The 16,121-nt window shown below is 55.4% G+C and carries 10 protein-coding genes; 6 read left to right on the top strand and 4 right to left on the bottom strand.

The annotated features are described in order from the left end of the window. The first annotated feature begins 10 nt into the window (after nt 1-10). The 5 genes from DFER_RS07335 to DFER_RS07315 all read left to right on the top strand — a co-directional run bounded on the left by DFER_RS07335 (nt 11) and on the right by DFER_RS07315 (nt 10,887). Nucleotides 11-3,181 (top strand): SusC/RagA family TonB-linked outer membrane protein, encoded by a 3,171-nt coding sequence (locus tag DFER_RS07335; protein ID WP_015810988.1) that lies wholly within the window; start codon nt 11-13, stop codon nt 3,179-3,181. 17 nt (nt 3,182-3,198) lie between these two features. Then, nucleotides 3,199-4,875, top strand: a complete 1,677-nt coding sequence (locus DFER_RS07330; protein ID WP_041736082.1) for a RagB/SusD family nutrient uptake outer membrane protein — start codon at nt 3,199-3,201, stop codon at nt 4,873-4,875. After that, entirely contained in the window at nt 4,875-6,509 is a 1,635-nt protein-coding gene (locus DFER_RS07325; protein ID WP_015810986.1) for a glycoside hydrolase, read from the top strand. Before DFER_RS07330 ends, DFER_RS07325 begins: the two co-directional genes overlap by 1 nt. 174 nt (nt 6,510-6,683) lie before the next feature. Continuing rightward, nucleotides 6,684-7,991 (top strand): hypothetical protein, encoded by a 1,308-nt coding sequence (locus DFER_RS07320; RefSeq protein ID WP_015810985.1) that lies wholly within the window; start codon nt 6,684-6,686, stop codon nt 7,989-7,991. 139 nt (nt 7,992-8,130) lie between these two features. Then, nucleotides 8,131-10,887 carry a PQQ-dependent sugar dehydrogenase gene (locus DFER_RS07315; protein WP_015810984.1) on the top strand — a complete coding sequence of 919 codons (2,757 nt, stop codon included), beginning with the start codon at nt 8,131-8,133 and terminating at the stop codon, nt 10,885-10,887. A 70-nt stretch (nt 10,888-10,957) separates the two neighbouring features. Here the strand turns inward: DFER_RS07315 and DFER_RS07310 are convergent, their stop codons facing one another. Then, entirely contained in the window at nt 10,958-11,590 is a 633-nt protein-coding gene (locus DFER_RS07310; protein ID WP_015810983.1) for an NUDIX hydrolase, read from the bottom strand. 214 nt (nt 11,591-11,804) lie between these two features. Here DFER_RS07310 and DFER_RS07305 point away from each other — a divergent pair, with 214 nt between their 5' ends. Beyond that, nucleotides 11,805-12,350 (top strand): DinB family protein, encoded by a 546-nt coding sequence (locus DFER_RS07305; RefSeq protein WP_015810982.1) that lies wholly within the window; start codon nt 11,805-11,807, stop codon nt 12,348-12,350. Nucleotides 12,351-12,388: 38 nt separating this feature from the next. Here the strand turns inward: DFER_RS07305 and DFER_RS07300 are convergent, their stop codons facing one another. From DFER_RS07300 to DFER_RS07290, 3 genes are read right to left on the bottom strand one after another with little or no spacing between them, the layout of a single operon-like run. Beyond that, nucleotides 12,389-12,865 (bottom strand): hypothetical protein, encoded by a 477-nt coding sequence (locus DFER_RS07300; RefSeq protein WP_015810981.1) that lies wholly within the window; start codon nt 12,863-12,865, stop codon nt 12,389-12,391. Then, nucleotides 12,865-13,401 carry a hypothetical protein gene (locus tag DFER_RS07295; protein ID WP_229206199.1) on the bottom strand — a complete coding sequence of 179 codons (537 nt, stop codon included), beginning with the start codon at nt 13,399-13,401 and terminating at the stop codon, nt 12,865-12,867. Before DFER_RS07295 ends, DFER_RS07300 begins: the two co-directional genes overlap by 1 nt. Before the next feature lie 8 nt (nt 13,402-13,409). Beyond that, nucleotides 13,410-16,118 (bottom strand): COG1470 family protein, encoded by a 2,709-nt coding sequence (locus DFER_RS07290; RefSeq protein WP_041734788.1) that lies wholly within the window; start codon nt 16,116-16,118, stop codon nt 13,410-13,412. Nucleotides 16,119-16,121 lie beyond the last annotated feature (3 nt).

Here is a 16,121-nt window from a genome sequence, read left to right as displayed (position 1 = left end):
TTACAGCTGTATGAAAAAAACTTTTCACAACGACCCCGAACGCGCCAGGCCGGCTCTCCGGACGGGCATGCGCAAGGCCGGTCGGCCAACCCTCCGGGGAGTATTGCAGGCCGTTTGCTGGTCGCTTTGCTTCGCGCTCATTACACTCCCGGCATTTGCACAAAACACATTTACGGTAAAAGGTACCGTCACCGCCGAAAACGGTGAAGGCCTGCCGGGCGCGAGTGTGATCCTGAAAGGTACTACCACCGGCACCACAACTGATGTGGACGGCAAGTATTCCCTCAGCCTGCCCGATGGCAATGGCACGCTGGTGGTCACTTACATTGGCTATGTCAACCAGGAAATCGTGCTGGGTAACCGCACGCAGCTCGATGTGAAACTCGCGACAAACGACAAAACACTGGACGAAATCGTGGTGGTCGGTTATGGAACGCAGAAAAAGGCGACATTGACCGGCTCGGTTTCGGAAGTAAAAGGGGCCGATATGGTAAAAAGCCCTCAGCCGAACTTGTCCAACTCGCTGGCAGGCCGGTTCTCCGGTTTTGTAGCCAACAACCGCGGCGGCGAGCCTGGTTACGATGGTTCGAGCTACACCGTGCGCGGTTTTGCGACCACCGGCAATAACGACGTGCTGATCGTCGTAGACGGTATCCCCGGCCAGGTAGGCGGCCTCGATCGCCTCGATCCGAACGACATCGAAAGCGTATCCATTCTGAAAGACGCTTCGGCGGCGGTTTACGGAAGCCGGGCGGCCAACGGGGTAATCCTTGTAACTACCAAGCGCGGAACTACCGGCAAACCGGTTATTTCTTACAGCTTCAACCAGGGATTTTCGTCGCCGACACGCCTGCCGAAGCTTGCCGACGCAGGTACTTACGCGACGATCATGAACGAAATCGACTATTATAACAATCCGTCGGGCGGAATGAACCAGCATTACACGGCCGAGGAAATCGAGAAGTTCCGCAACGGTTCCGACCCATTGAACTACCCTAACACCGACTGGCAAAAGGAAACTCTCAAAAAGTTTGCGCTGCAAAACCAGCACAGCCTGGCCATCAATGGCGGAACCGACAATGTGAAATACTACGTGTCGCTGGGGACGATTTACCAGGATGCATTGTACAAAAATGCCGCTACGAAATACAAGCAGTACAATTTCCGCTCTAACATTGATGCCAATGTGACGAAGGATTTCAAGGTGAGCCTTGGACTTTCGGGCCGCCAGGAAAACCGTACATTCCCGATTTCTTCCGCGGGTAACACGTTCCGCTCGATCTACCGGGCTTATCCGACGGTAATTTCGCAGTATCCGAACGGCTTCTACTCCACCGGCGTGGAAAATCAGAACCCGGTTGTGCTCGGCACGGACATGGGCGGAACGGTGAATAACCCGACGTCCGTTTTTAACGGAATTTTGCGTGCGAGCTACAACATGCCGTTTTTGGACGGTCTGTCGGTGGATGGTTTTTATTCGGTGGACAAATCGTTCAACTTCTCGAAGTCGTTCAGCATCCCTTACACGCTTTATAACTACAACCAAACCACGGGTGCTTACACGGGTGTGGTTACAGGCGGTTCGGCCGGAGCGGCGTCCATCGACCAGTCGCAGGTGAACATCACCAACATCACGCAAAACCTTCGTTTGAACTACCTCAAAACGTTTGGCAAGCACAATATCAATGCATTTGTGGCCTACGAGCAAAACAAGCGCCATGAGGCGAAGTTCGGTGCGACGCGTATCAACTTCCCTACGGCCTCCACGCCGGAACTTTCGCAGGGAGGCGCGGCGGCAACCGACAAAAACAACTCGGGTAGCAGCTTCAACTTTACCCGCCGGAGCTACATTGGCCGCATTGCCTACGATTTCGATGAGAAATACCTGGCCGAAGTGCAGGCACGTGTGGACGGCTCGTCGATTTTCCCGAAAGGCAAGCAATATGGTTTCTTCCCGTCGGTTTCGGCAGGTTACCGTATTTCGCAGGAGGATTGGTTCAAAAATAGCGTCCGTTTTATCGACGACCTGAAATTCCGCGCTTCTTACGGTACATTGGGTAACGACAATGTGGGGCAATTCCAGTTCTACAACAACTACTCGTTCGTGAACCAGTATGTGCTGGGCAATAATGTGATCTCGCCCGGTATCGACCTCACGAAGCTCGCCAACCCGAACATTACCTGGGAAACTTCCCGGAAGCTGGATATCGGTTTGAATGCGATTTTCCTGAAAAACTTCAACATTGAAGTGATCTATTTCAAACAGAAAAGATCAGACATTCTTGCTGCCAGAAACGCTTCTATTCCAAACACTTCGGGGATTGTAAACCCGCACAAAACCAACGACAACACGCCGCTCGTGCCGGATGAGAACCTTGGGAAAGTGAACAACAGCGGTATGGAAGCGACATTGGGCTACAACCACAACGGACGGTTCCGCTACAACATTTCGGGTAATGTTACTTATGCCAAAAGCAAGGTGATTTTCATCGACGAGGCTCCGGGTGCGCTTGATTATCAGCGCGAAACAGGCGGTCCGCTTTACACGAAACTGCTTTATAACACCCTCGGCATTTTCCGCACCCAGGCCGACCTCGACGCTTACCCGCACCTGCAAGGCGCACAGCCGGGCGACCTTATCCTGGAAGATTACAACAAAGACGGCAAAATCACCGCCGACGACCAGGTACGCAGCAAGTACGGCAATGTGCCGTTGCTGACCTACGGCCTTACTTTCAATGCGGGTTACGATGCATTCGACATTGCCCTCGTGTTTGCAGGCCAGGGAATGGTAAGCCAGTATGTATTGCCTGAGTCAGGCCAGGTAGGGAACTTTTACAGCAGCTGGGCCGACAACCGTTGGAGCCCGAGCAATCCGGACGGCTCTTTCCCGCGGGTGGATACACGTGCTTCGTCGTCGATCAACGGCGGTTTGTATGCCAACAATTTCTGGCTGAACAACTCTTCGTTCGTGCGCCTCAAAAACGTGGAGCTGGGTTACACGCTGCCGAAAGACGCATTGGCGAAGCTGAAAATATCGTCGCTGCGTATTTATGCGAGCGCATTCAACCTGTTCACCATCACGGGCGTGAAGGACTATGACCCGGAAGGAAATAACGAGAGCGGCCAGTTCTATCCGCAGCAGCGCATCATGAACCTGGGCCTCAATATCAAATTCTAATTGCAATCATGATTGACATGAATATAAAAAGCTTGAAACTACCCGGTTTGGCCGTGGCTGCGCTCCTGACGGTGACTGCCTGCGACCAGAACTTCCTCGACGTCGTGCCGACCGACCGTGTCTCCGATGCCTCCATTCTTTCCGATTCGGTACTTTTTGAAGCCTACGTGACCAACCGCTACATGGGCGTGCGGCTCACGGACAAGGAAGCGGAAGGAACGCTGCCGGGCTTTGGCCGCGGATTCGAATATGCAATGTGGTCGTCACTTACCGATGAGTCCATTTATAACAATGACGACAATACCTGGCTGATCCAGCGGGGACAAATTGCGCCTGAGAATACCGGTATCGCGGGCACATTCTGGGGTCGCAGCTACCGCAGCATCCGTGAGGTGAACTATGCATTGGCGAACATTGAGCAGGTGCCGATGAGCGCCGGCCGCCGCAGCCGCTTGAAGGGCGAATTGCAGTTTATCCGCGCATTCCGCTACCACGACCTGATCCGTAACTACGGAAAAGTGGTGCTCATGGGCGACAAAGTTTCGGAGGTAAGCGACGACCTCACCAGCCCCGAGCTGTTCCAGCGTGCCGAAATCAAAGCGGGCCTCGACTACGCCATCGCGCAGCTCGACGAAGCAACCGCATTGCTGCCGGCATCGAATGACAACAACTGGAAACTCGGCCGTGCCACCAAAGGCGCCGCAATGGCTTTGAAATCGCGTCTGGCCCTGTACGCGGCGAGCCCGCTTTACAATGCCGGAACCTGGCAGCAGGCAGCAGCGGCAGCCAAAGCAGTGATGGATTTGAACAAATACAACCTGTACACCGGCGGATACGGCAACCTTTTCATCACTTCCGACAACCCGGAGATCATTTTCGGTCGACTGTACGCCATTGGCGCGCGCCACGTGTGCCTCGAAATCGCGAACGGTCCTAATGGCTACAATGCATGGGGCGGTAACGTGCCGGTGCAGAACCTGGTAGACGACTATGAAATGATGGACGGCACGCGCATCACCGACGCAAATACGAGCTACGACCCGAAAAATCCGTACAAAAACCGCGACCCGCGCTTCTACGCGACCATCCTTTACAATGGCGCACCTTACCGCGGCAGCACCGTGGAAACGTTCACACCGGGTGGAAAGGATAGCAAAGACGGCCCTTCGAACTGGAACACGTCGAAAACCGGCTACTATCTGAAAAAATTCATGAACGACAACCTGCCGATCGAAAACCCGTGGGATGTAGCTGGTACGCAAACCTGGATTTACTTCCGCTACGCCGAGATCCTGTTGAACTACGCCGAGGCGCAAAACGAAGCGACTGGTCCTGATGCAAGCGTTTACGCGGCCGTGAATGCGGTACGCCAGCGCACAGGCGTAGGCATGCCTGCATTGCCTGCGGGCCTCACGCAGGCGCAAATGCGCGAGCGTATCCGTGCTGAGCGCCGCATTGAGCTGGCGTTTGAGGAGCACCGTTTTTATGATGTTCGTCGTTGGAAAATCGCCAGCACCACCGAAAATGCGCCTGCTTATGGTGTGGAAATCGGTAAAACCGGCAACACGTTTACTTACACCCGTAAAGAGGCGCTTACCGGCCGCAGTTTTGCCGACAAGCAGTACTGGCTGCCTATCCCGCGCACCGAGATCCAGGCTTCGAATAACCAGCTCGAACAAAACCCGGGCTATTAATGCAAATTTCCGCTCCCGGTGCCTCTGTCGCCGGGAGTTCTTTTTTCTTCCATTCCCTGACAGACCTGTTCATGCAAATTTCCCAACACCTCGGAACGCTGTTCCTCGGGCTCCTCATGACGTCGTCCATGAGCTGCCAAGGCGCCGAATCCGCCACCAAACCCGTTGACCCGGTTCAGGAGACGGTCACGATCCGCATTGATCCATCCAAAACTTACCAGACCATCCGCCATTTCGGCGGTTCCGACGCCTGGGCCTGCCAGTTTGTAGGTAAATGGCCCCTGGCGAAGAAGAATGCCATTGCCGACCTCCTCTTCAGTAAAGACACGCACAGCGACGGCCGTCCGAAAGGCATCGGCTTGTCGCTGTGGCGTTTCAACGCGGGCGGCGGCACAGCCGAGCAGGGCGATGCCAGCGGTATCCGGGACGAATGGCGCCGCGCCGAGTCGTTTTTTGCTGCTGATGGCGGCTACGACTGGAACAAGCAGGAGGGCCAGATGTGGTTCCTCCAAGCCGCCAAAGAACGCGGTGTGAATGAGTTCCTGGTTTTCCCGAACTCCCCGCCCGTGCAATTTACCACCAATGGAAAAGGCTATGCTACCAATGGTCAGCCGAACCTGCCCGCACAGCAATACGATAAGTTCGCCGGTTACCTGGCCGATGTGATCGACGGCGTGCGCCGGAAAACGGGCATTACATTTCAATACGTCAGCCCTGTGAACGAGCCGCAATGGGATTGGAGCGACGGAGGGCAGGAGGGAACACCTTATTTCAACAACCAGATCGCCGCCATTACCCGCTCGCTCAGCGCGGCGCTTTTGAAGAAGAACCTGGCTACCAAAATCAACATCGCGGAGGCGGGGCAGATCGACTACCTGTATTCCGAGCATAACCGGCCCGGACGCGCCAGCCAGGTCACTGCGTTTTTTGACAAAAACAGCCCCGACTACGTCTGTAACCTGCCCAATGTGCTTCCGGCCATTTCGGGGCACAGCTATTTCACCACTTCTCCCTACAAAGCCGCTGCCGAGAAACGCCGGCAGCTGGCCGCCGCGGTTGCCAAAGTTCCCGGCCTAGAATACTGGCAGTCGGAGTATTGCATTCTGGGTGATAATGAGGGGGAAATTAAGGGAGAGGGGCGTGACCTGGGCATCAATGCCGGGCTGTACATGGCGCGCGTGATCCACAACGACCTTGTGAATGCGCAGGCAGCGGCATGGCATTGGTGGATTTCTGTATCGCCGTACGACTACAAGGACGGCCTGGTTTACATTGATAAAAATAAAAACGACGGCAGCTTTCAGTCCTCCAAAATGCTTTGGGCACTGGGCAATTTCAGCCGTTTCGTACGCCCGGGTGCGGTGCGTGTGGATGTTTCGGGTGGCCTGGGCACGGACGCGATGGTCGTTTCTTCCTACCTGAACACCGATAAGTCGCTGGTGACGGTGATCGTGAATGCCGACAACCAGGACCGTGACATCAGCCTTGCGATCAGCGGCGGGCAGCCGGCCGGTGCGGTAAGCGTTTACGAGACATCGGCCGAGCATGACCTCGCCCCGGTTCGGAATGCCGGTGCCGACGGGCGCCTGGCTGTGAAGAAGCAAAGCATTGTCACCATTATCAGGCAATTGTAACCGAAGTTTCGCCAGTCGTTACTTTTAGAATAATGCAGCATGAGTGGCCGCAAGCGGTCGTTCAGCAGACGCGGGTCGGCACGGGTGTGCCGGCCCGTTCTTGATATTTCGGAAAAAAATGTCGCTTTATAACAGTTACAAACTAATTTTGACGTCTATACTCATGTTACGCTATTGCAAACAAGACACATTCTCGCGCTGCTTGGCACACTTGTCGCCATCATAGCGGCCCGGTTTTATTTTATCGAAACATTCGCCATCCGCCTTCCTTTCTGGGACCAGTGGGATGCGGAGGGTGACTATCTGCTCAGGCCGTGGCTCGAAGGCCGGTTACAACTTGCGCACCTCTGGCAGCCGCACAACGAACACCGGATTTTCCCGACGCGCCTGCTGTCGCTGGCGATATTCAGCGCCACCGGCGTTTGGGATAACCTCACCGAAGCGCGGGTGAATATCCTCGTGGCGGCGTGTATTCCGCTTATGCTGCTCTTATTTCTCATGCGCCGGAATGCGCTCTACGGCCCGCGCTGGCTGGTGCTGATCGTGATCATCGCCCAGTTTTCGCTGCCCTTCGCATTCGAAAATCTGCTGGTAGGTTTCCAGAGCCAGTTCTATTTCCTGATCATTTTCACCCTTGCCGGCATTATCCTTGCCACATTATATCCCGAAAAGCCGCTGGCGATGGTCGGTGTGCTGGTGGTGTCATGGCTGAGCGTACTCACAATGGCTTCCGGCATCCTCACGCCGCTTGCGGTAGCGGGTGTGTATGTGCTGCGCAGCATTTCGGAAAGGGAGGTTAATGTGAAGCACGCGGTGCTGGCGGTTGTGCTCGTCGCGCTCGCCGGACTGGGATATTCGATTATGCCGAAAATCGAGGCTAACCATATTTTTCGTGCGCGGAGTGTCGGGGAGCTGTTCAGCGCGCTCCGGTACATTCTCGCCTGGCCGGTGTCGAAAAGCTGGCCGGCGGCCATTGTGCTGTGGCTACCCGCATTCGCGATGGTGCCCTGGTTACTGCGAAAGCGTGATTTGACGCCAGCAGACCTGTTTATGGCGGGATGCGTGATGTGGTCGTTCGCGCAAACGATCGCGATCGCGTATGGGCGCGGGCAGTCGATGCTCAGCGTATCGTCGCGGTACACGGAGCTGTTTACATTGGGCTTAATCGGCAATGCGTGGTTTGCAGTGCGTTTCATTGAGATTTTTCGTAAAAACTGGCGCATTGCCTGGCTGGGGGCGGTGTTCTTCGTGGTGTTCGTGATGGGCCACATTACCCGCAAAAACAGCGATATGCGTGCCGTTCGCCAAACTCACGACCTGTCTTTAAAACAGGATGCGAACGTGAGGAAATACCTGAAAACCCACGATCCGGCGACACTCGTTCAGCCTCAGTTTGAAATTCCTTACCCGGATTCGATCCGTTTGCGGAGCCTGCTGGATAATCCTACATTGAGGGGCATACTTCCTTTGGATAAGGATTAAAAAAATCCATATATTCGATGATTCACTTTTGACGTAATCATCTATGCCTAAACGTTTTCCGAGCCCACAAAACCGTACTGTTTCATTTGCCCGATGGTCTGCAAAACTCATTGCAATAGCCTCTCTGGCGGCATTCACCATGCAGGACACCGCTACCAAACCCGACGAGAGCCGTTTCACGCCGGTTGTCCTGGCCGATAACCTGGACGAACCGATGGCATTTGAAGTGCTGCCGGACGGTAGTTCGTACATTATCGAGCGGAAAGGTGCTTTGAAGAAATACAACCCGTCCAGCCGGACCACCGAGCTGATCACGACGATTCCCGTTAATACCAAATATGTGAACAAAGAGGGCGTTTCCCGGGAGGCCGAGGAGGGCTTGATGGGCATCACGCTCGATCCCAACTTCGCGAAAAATCACTGGATTTACCTCTATTATGCGCATCCGACGGAGAAAAAACATGTCCTCGCACGCTGGGACCTTGTGGATGACCAACTGGTGGAAAGTTCGAAAAAGGTAGTGCTCGAAGTAACCACCCAGCGCGAAGTGTGCTGCCATACGGGCGGCGGGATGACCTGGGACAAAAACGGAAACCTGTTTCTGACGGTCGGTAACAACACCGGCAACGACAAGGCCGCGCAAACCGACGAGCGCCCCGGCCGCGAGAGCTGGGACGACCAGGGCCACGCGGGCAATACCAATGATTTGCGGGGCAAAATCCTTCGCATTCATCCCGAACCCGACGGTACCTACACCATTCCGGATGGCAACCTTTATCCCAAAGGCACCGCGAAAACCCGCCCCGAAATTTATTCGATGGGCCACCGCAACCCATGGCGCATTGCGGTGGATAGCAAAACAGGCTTTGTGTACTGGGGCGAAGTAGGACCGGATGCGAACGAGGATTCGGAAATTGGCCCGAGAGGCTACGACGAGCTGAACCAGGCGCGCAAGCCCGGCAACTTCGGCTGGCCGTGGTTTGTGGGCAACGACCAGGCATTTCCCGTGTTCGACTACGCCGCAAACAAGCCGGGCGCAAAAAAAGACCCCAAAAACCTCGTGAACACATCGCCGAACAACACCGGCCTGAAAGAGCTGTTTCCCACTGCCCCGAGCTTCATATATTATCCTTACGGCGTTTCCGAGCAGTTTCCGCAAGTGGGTTCAGGCTCGCGCAGCGCCACGGGCGGGCCTGTCTACCACCGCTCCGATTTCAAAAATCCGAAACGTCCCTGGCCGGCCTATTATGAAAACAAATGGATCGCCGCCGACTTCTCGCGGGGCTGGATCATGGCCATCAGCATGAATGCGCAAGGCGATTACGAATCCATGGAGCGGGTGCTGCCGGCTTACCACCCGGTACAGCCGATCGATATCAAATTCGGGCCGGATGGCGATTTGTACATTCTCGAATACGGAAGCAACTGGTTCCGGAAAAGCGACAACTCGCGCCTGGTGCGCATTGAATACAACGGCGGCAACCGCAAGCCGATCGTCGCCGCCAATGCCGAAAAGAAGGGCGGGACAGTGCCGTTTGAAACGGTTTTGTCGTCAAAAGGCACCAAAGATTTCGATAACGATGCCCTGAAATACAGCTGGAAAGTGACGAGCCCAGGTGTGGCGCCAAAGACATTTACCACTGAAAACCCGGTCGTGAAATTCGATAAGGCCGGCGTGTACACGGCCACGCTCACTGTAACCGACACCAAAGGCGCCAGTAACAGCCAGTCGGTGCGCATCATTGCCGGCAACGAACCGCCGAAAGTGGCGATCAGGCTGGACGGGAACAACACGTTTTTCTTCCCGAACAAGGTCATAGGCTACTCCGTGGGTATTTCCGACAAGGAAGACGGCAGCACAGCCGACGGCAGCATTAACCCCGGCCAGGTGGCCGTTAGCATCGACTACACCGCGGAAGGTTTCGACTATGCCGAAGTTGCCCAGAGCCAGCGTAGTGTGGATGCCACCACGCAATTTGCCGTTGCGCAGACATTAATGAGCAAAAGCGACTGCAAAGTATGCCACCAGCCGGATACGAAGTCGGTAGGGCCGTCGTTCGCCGATGTTTCTAACAAATACAAAAGCGACCCCGGCGCATTGGACCGGCTCGTGAAAAAGGTGCTCGAAGGCGGCTCGGGTGTTTGGGGGGAAGTGGCAATGGCCGCACATCCGGCGCTGCCCGTGGCCGACGCCGAGGTGATTGTCCGGTATATGCTCAACAGCACCGCTAAAACGCTCTCGACGCTCCCGCTCGAAGGCCGGTACACACCGCGCATTCCCAGGACCGACAACGGCAAAGGCTCGGTGATCATCCGGGCCGCATACACCGACCGCCCCGTGGGGACTACCAAAGCGGTGCCGGCCCAAACTACCGAGGAAACGATCGTGCTCCGCAGCCCGGAACTGAATGCAGCCGAGGCACCTGTGACGAAAGGTGTGGAAACAAAGGCATTGGGCGTGGCGGGACTGGGTTTCAGCGTAGTAGCATTTGAAAACAGCTACATTGCATTCCCTGGCATTGATCTCACGGGCATCGACACCCTGGAACTGAACGCCGCCGCGCAACAGCGCGAAGGCAGCGTGGGCGGCACGATCGAGGTGCGGCTTGGCTCGCCCACCGGCGCCCTGATCGGCCAGCATAACCTCACGGTTGCGAAGCCGGTGGATATGACCAAAATGATGGCTGAGCTGGAAAGTGGAGCCAAAAAAGAAGGCACGCAGCCCGCCAAACCGGCACCTGCCCCGCGCAGCCGCTTCGCACAGCCGCCCGTTCGCATCGCGCTGCAACCCACCGCGGGCAAGCAGGATATCTATTTCGTATTCCGCAATGCGGAGGCCAAGCCGATCGAACCGCTGATGTCCTTTTCTAAAATCAGGTTTAAGACAAGGCCTTGAAATAGTGTTTGTTATCGCGCTGGTCTGCAACAGGCCGCGTGGACTGTCCGTCCATTTCCGCCAATGCATGCTAGTCGCACAAAACCGGCAGCGTGGGGTCAGCAGCAAATGGCAGCAGCCGGGTGATCTGCGAGTAGGTCACCCGGTTCTCCGACAAATCGAGGCCGGCCACGTCTTCGAACTTCACCCAGGCTACGTCCGATGTTTCGGTGGTTTGGCGCAGGATTTCGCCGCCGGTCACTTCGCAGAGGATGAAAAATTTGTAAACGTACCACGGTTCCTCGGGATGGTCGTGCCGGCTTTTATCAAAAACAGCTAGCAGCCGAACCGCCTCCGTGCGCAGACCGGTTTCCTCGAAAGCCTCTTTCACCGCCACTTCGAATGGTGTGTACCCGACGTCGGCCCATCCGCCGGGCAGCGTCCAGCGGTCGTTATCTATTTTTTCCTGCACCATCAGGATCTGGCCGGCATTGAAAAGCACCGCCCTCACATCCACTTTCGGCGTTATGTAACCGACATCGTTTGGTAAAAGGCTCATGATCTGTTGCACCGGGGCATTGCTCATGTGGGCGAGCAGGTCCAGGCTGATCTGGCGGATTTCTTCGTAGCGTTCACGGTCGTAGTCGTTCGGCTGGAAAGCCAGGCCGGTTTGAGAAAGAGCAAGGACCCGCTTCATGGCGCCAAGCCAGGGATTTGAAGGCATTTGTATTTAAATTAAAGTAAAAGGGAGCTGAAATGTAGCGCTCTGCACCACGGTTCTCGCGCCGTAAGATAATGTGCAGCACCAAAAAAACACAGATAAAAACACGCATGTAGCCAAATTTGGCGCAAATGCCACCGTCGATTGTCGTTAACACCCGCCCATTTTCGGCGGCAATGCTTGTAGGTTTGTGCAGAAATTAGCACCGGACTTACCCATGAGAGTCAAGGATTATCATCACACCATCGACATCTGGATCAAATCGCTTGAACCTTACGATATTGCGAGGCTTCTGGCCCAGCCGGCGCCGGGGGCATGGTCGCTGGGGCAGGTGTATGTGCACATGCTCGACGAAACGGAATTTTACTTTTCACAAATCAAAACCTGTCTGGCATCGAACGACTATGCGATGGAAGATTGCACTTCCGAAGCGAAAGCCATGCTGCGTAACCGGGCATTCCCCGACATGATCATCGAAGGGCCGCCGTCCAATGCCTACGTGCGGCAGCCGACCAGCAAAGAGCTCCTGATCGACCGCCTTCTGGCGTTAAAAATGATCGTCGATGAAACCGCCCAACTGATCGCCACCAGCCTCTTTCACGGCAAAACCAGGCATCCCGGCCTGCATTATCTGAGCGCTGAGGAATGGTTTGCGTTTTCAGAAATGCATTTCAGGCATCATTTGCGGCAAAAGGAGCGGATCGAGGCATTTTTGGAGCGGACATTCGGAAAGTATGAGCCGCAAAGCGACCTGTCGCGATGAACTGCATTGCCTGGTCTCTTTTTCGCATTAAGCAGGATTCACAGTCCGGAAATCGTGTACATCACGGTGGTGGTGTAGGTTTTAACCGGCAATGTTACCGAAAGCCCTTCGATCTTGTACTGGATCGGAATGTCGTCGCGGTGGGCCGTGAGATTCAGCAGTCCGCTGAAAAACGCCTGCGGGGTGCTTGTAAGCTGCAAATAGGTGGTTCCGCCGGTGAGGATGGCGATGCCCGTGCCGTTGCCGGTGCGCACGACGGATAATTTCAGCGCCGGGTCCCAGTTGGATGTGGTGCTCAAATGGGCCGTAATGTTCCAGAGTATCAATGAGTTGACTTTCAGCAAAGTATGTGAAGCGCTGCTGGTTTCGGTATGCTCGTAATTTTTCCCTGCTTTGGTAATGACCGACGAAACCGACGGGATAGACCAGCTCGCTCCGCCTTTGATCGAAATCGTTTGCGCGGGCGCCAGCCGCGCCGTCAGGCAAACCATGCAGAAAAGGATCAGGTATTTCATCAGTTATCCACCATCGTGTAGCGCACGGTCACGCTCGTAGTGCCGCTGCGCATGTTTGCAAAATCTTGTATTTCAAGGGAATAGTTGAGCTTGAATCCGCTGCTGCCGTAGGTGATACCTGTGTACGCGCCCTTGATGTTGGCTATAAAATTCGTCGGCGTATTGGTCAGGTAAGTATTGGCGGTGACGTAGCTGTTGCCGCCCGTGAACCCCTGCCCGGTGCCCACATAAGGCGAAATATCCAGCCGCAGGCGGATTCCCGGCGGCAATGAGCCCACCACGTCGCCTCTGATGCTGCGCGATGCGCCGGGGGCGACAGCCGAAGTGAATACCAGCCAGTTGGCACTGTTCGCTGTACCCGTTCCCACCGTGTTGCCCGCTTCGGAAGGCGCGGTCATCTGTAATGTGACGGCGTTGGAGCCGGAGGGCAGGATGTCCACCAGCGCTACCGAAGGCATCGTCAGGCTCACGTCCACGTTCGCCACGGTCGATTGGGCGCGGGAAATGCCGCAGCAGCACATTGCGAATATGATCATCACATACCTCATTTTTTAACCGATACTTCAAAGCTTTTTCCTGAAAAATGAATGCGCTTTTCATTTGGCCGGATCGTGAATAGCAGATCGAGCGTCTTGTCTGTTTCCAGCATCAGCTCGCGTTGGCTGTCTTCCACCACAAAACGGTCCTCGCCGCCCGGGATAAACACCGATATCGCCCATTTCCCCGGCTGCATTTCCCGGAATGAGAACTCGCCCTTGCCGTTCAGTTCGGTGAGGTGGCTGCCGCCGTCGCCGGTCAGTTTAATGAGCACCACGGGCTTTTCGGCCAATGCGGACGCGACGCCGTTTTGTTTGCCTTTCGAAAACTCGATCCTACCTGTGACGTTGCCCGTGCGCGTGAGCGGTATCTCTATCGTTTGCAGGCTGTCGGGGCGTACGTCGAGGAGCATCGGCATTTTGATGGCCGGTACCACGCCTTCGTTGTCTGCGCCGGGTTGGGTAATGCTGAGATAATAGCGGTCGGGGGCCACGCCTTCGAAACTGAATAGGCCGGTGCTGTCGGTCATGAACTTGTGGCTTCCCAGCTGGATGAGGTTGCCCTGCTTGCGGTAGCCTGCGCCCGTGAGCCTGCCGCGCACGGTCCCGATGTTTTTCTTTTTGCCCAACGGGACATTGAGGCGGAGGGTGTACCGGAGGTTGAAAAACAAAGTATTCTGGTCGGTGCTGGTCAGGTTCGGGATGTGCGATCGGCCTCCGGAGAGCGAAAACATATGCCGTTGCAGATCGAGCACGACGGACGCGTCCACAAAACTTCTTCGCATATACAATTCGTCCGGCGCGTAATTGTTACGGTACAACACGTTCGCGTAGAGGTTCCGTTTGACATTAATGCGCGCATTGCCGCCATAAAAGAAAAGGTTTTCGACCACCCCGGAGCTCGAAAACTTGCTCGTGTGCTGGTGTTCGAAATAGCCGCCCAGCCACGCCCAGGGAAAAAGGCGCACGGCCGGCTGGACCAGGTTCGAAATCGACTCGTTCAGGCCATTGTTGTCCACGGCCAGGTGATTTTTGGAATAACCGTAACGGCCCTGATAGAAGACGGTAAACTTCTTGGAAGTGAGATTGTAGGAGAAATTGCTGAAATTCTCGGAGTAATGGAATTCCGCGGGTGTCTGCCTGTCTTTCCGCTCTACGGTGGCGTAAAAAAGGAAGAACCGGTTGCGCTGGTCGGGCTGGTACGAGGCGTAGGCCGTGTAGCTGCGGTCCTTCGGCGACACGCTGTATAGGTTGGCGTCCAGGCTCGGGTTGACGTCGGAAAAATTGTTGCCTATCCCGATCGTGATTTTGCGGGTAATGTTGAAACCAATGTTGTTGTTGAACAAGCGGCTGTTGTTGTAAAAGCCATAAAAGTGTTTCCCCGCATAAATGACGTTGCTGGTAAGGCTAAGCCATTTTTTAGTGACTTGAAGACGCAGAAACGCGCCATAATCGGTCTTGCCGACAGCCTGGCCCGCACTGAGCTCGGTTTCAACATTCAATTCCTTCGAGTGAATGTGCCCGGCAAGCCCCGCCATGTGCGACCAGAATCGGCGGTTTTGAAATACCACATTTTTGGAAGCATAATGCAGGCCGACGTCGGAAGTCTCTTTGATTTTAATCAAAAACTTGCCCCCAAACGCATCCCGCTGGTTCATAAAGAAGCGCGCACGCTGGTAAAAGGCGGTGTACGCCACTTTGGAGAGTTGCTGCTCGATACGCAGCCCGCGCCCGAAGCGCCCAAATTCCATGAGGTTGTTGAGCTGCAATACATAGTCGCCCGCCGAAATATGAAGCCGTTTGCGATAGGAATAATTCAGGGAATATTGGTCGTAAGTGCCTACGGCCGGAAATACAAACTGGTTAGGACCGCGGAGCGTGAAGTCGATATAATGCCGGTCTTTCTGGTCCACAAACCCCCGGCCGGTGGCCTGGTACTGGTAAGCGGAGACGTGTTTACCGCCATATCGATAAGACAGATGCGCACCGCCCACTTCCACCGGGAAGCGGAAATAGCGATCGATTTTGGTGGATTTGGAAGAAAAAACGGGAATGCTGGTCACCGAATAAACGGGTTCGGCGTCGCCGGTCATGACCAGTGTAAGGTTGGACGATGCCTGCCAGGCATTGTTACCCGTTGCGGGGATCACCTGCGCCACGGTTACATTGGTGCCTGCGCCGGGTTCCAGGGTGAGGCTGTCAGCGGCATTCTCGACTTTGCCCTGTTCGGTTTTCAGGAAGAAATGTTCGGTATGGTTGCCGGTGTTGCGGATGAGATAGGTGAGGCGCAGGGTGTCGCCTTCGCGGATGTATTCGGGTTTTTCCACTAAAAACAGCCCGAGGCTGCGGATCTGGCGGATTGTAACCTGAGCTTTTGCCGCCACCTGCTGTGCGCCCGCCCGCACCCGGAAGGCCACCTGGTATTCGCCCGGCGCGCATTCCGCAGGTGTGGCCAGCACGTAAAAGTAGCGTACCGCCTGATCGGCCGCGGATCGCACAGGTCGTCGCTGGGAAAGCAGCCGCCATTGGTTGGGCAACTCAATATCTTCCCGCAGCGAATCCGGCAATGAAGAGGAGGATTTAACTTCAAAAAACAGTGTGACATGCCCGCCGGGAACGATCGTGCCCGGTGCATTGGTGAGGCTTACGGTCATGGGTGCTTGTGCGTGAGCGTCCAGGCCGCTGATGAGCAACAATATGGCTAGTAGCCGGTACAATGG

The sequence above is a fragment of the Dyadobacter fermentans DSM 18053 genome, assembly GCF_000023125.1.
GTDB lineage: Bacteria > Bacteroidota > Bacteroidia > Cytophagales > Spirosomataceae > Dyadobacter > Dyadobacter fermentans.
Note: the sequence above shows the minus strand (reverse complement) of the source record. Positions and strands in the feature narration are given on the sequence as shown.

Coding starts and splice junctions, on each gene's coding strand:
- DFER_RS07330 (WP_041736082.1), top strand. CDS start 3,199: ATGAATATAAAAAGCTTGAAACTACCCGGTTTGGCCGTGGCTGCGCTC.
- DFER_RS07325 (WP_015810986.1), top strand. CDS start 4,875: ATGCAAATTTCCGCTCCCGGTGCCTCTGTCGCCGGGAGTTCTTTTTTC.
- DFER_RS07335 (WP_015810988.1), top strand. CDS start 11: ATGAAAAAAACTTTTCACAACGACCCCGAACGCGCCAGGCCGGCTCTC.
- DFER_RS07300 (WP_015810981.1), bottom strand. CDS start 12,865: ATGAAATACCTGATCCTTTTCTGCATGGTTTGCCTGACGGCGCGGCTG.
- DFER_RS07295 (WP_229206199.1), bottom strand. CDS start 13,401: ATGATCATATTCGCAATGTGCTGCTGCGGCATTTCCCGCGCCCAATCG.
- DFER_RS07305 (WP_015810982.1), top strand. CDS start 11,805: ATGAGAGTCAAGGATTATCATCACACCATCGACATCTGGATCAAATCG.
- DFER_RS07315 (WP_015810984.1), top strand. CDS start 8,131: ATGCAGGACACCGCTACCAAACCCGACGAGAGCCGTTTCACGCCGGTT.
- DFER_RS07310 (WP_015810983.1), bottom strand. CDS start 11,590: ATGCCTTCAAATCCCTGGCTTGGCGCCATGAAGCGGGTCCTTGCTCTT.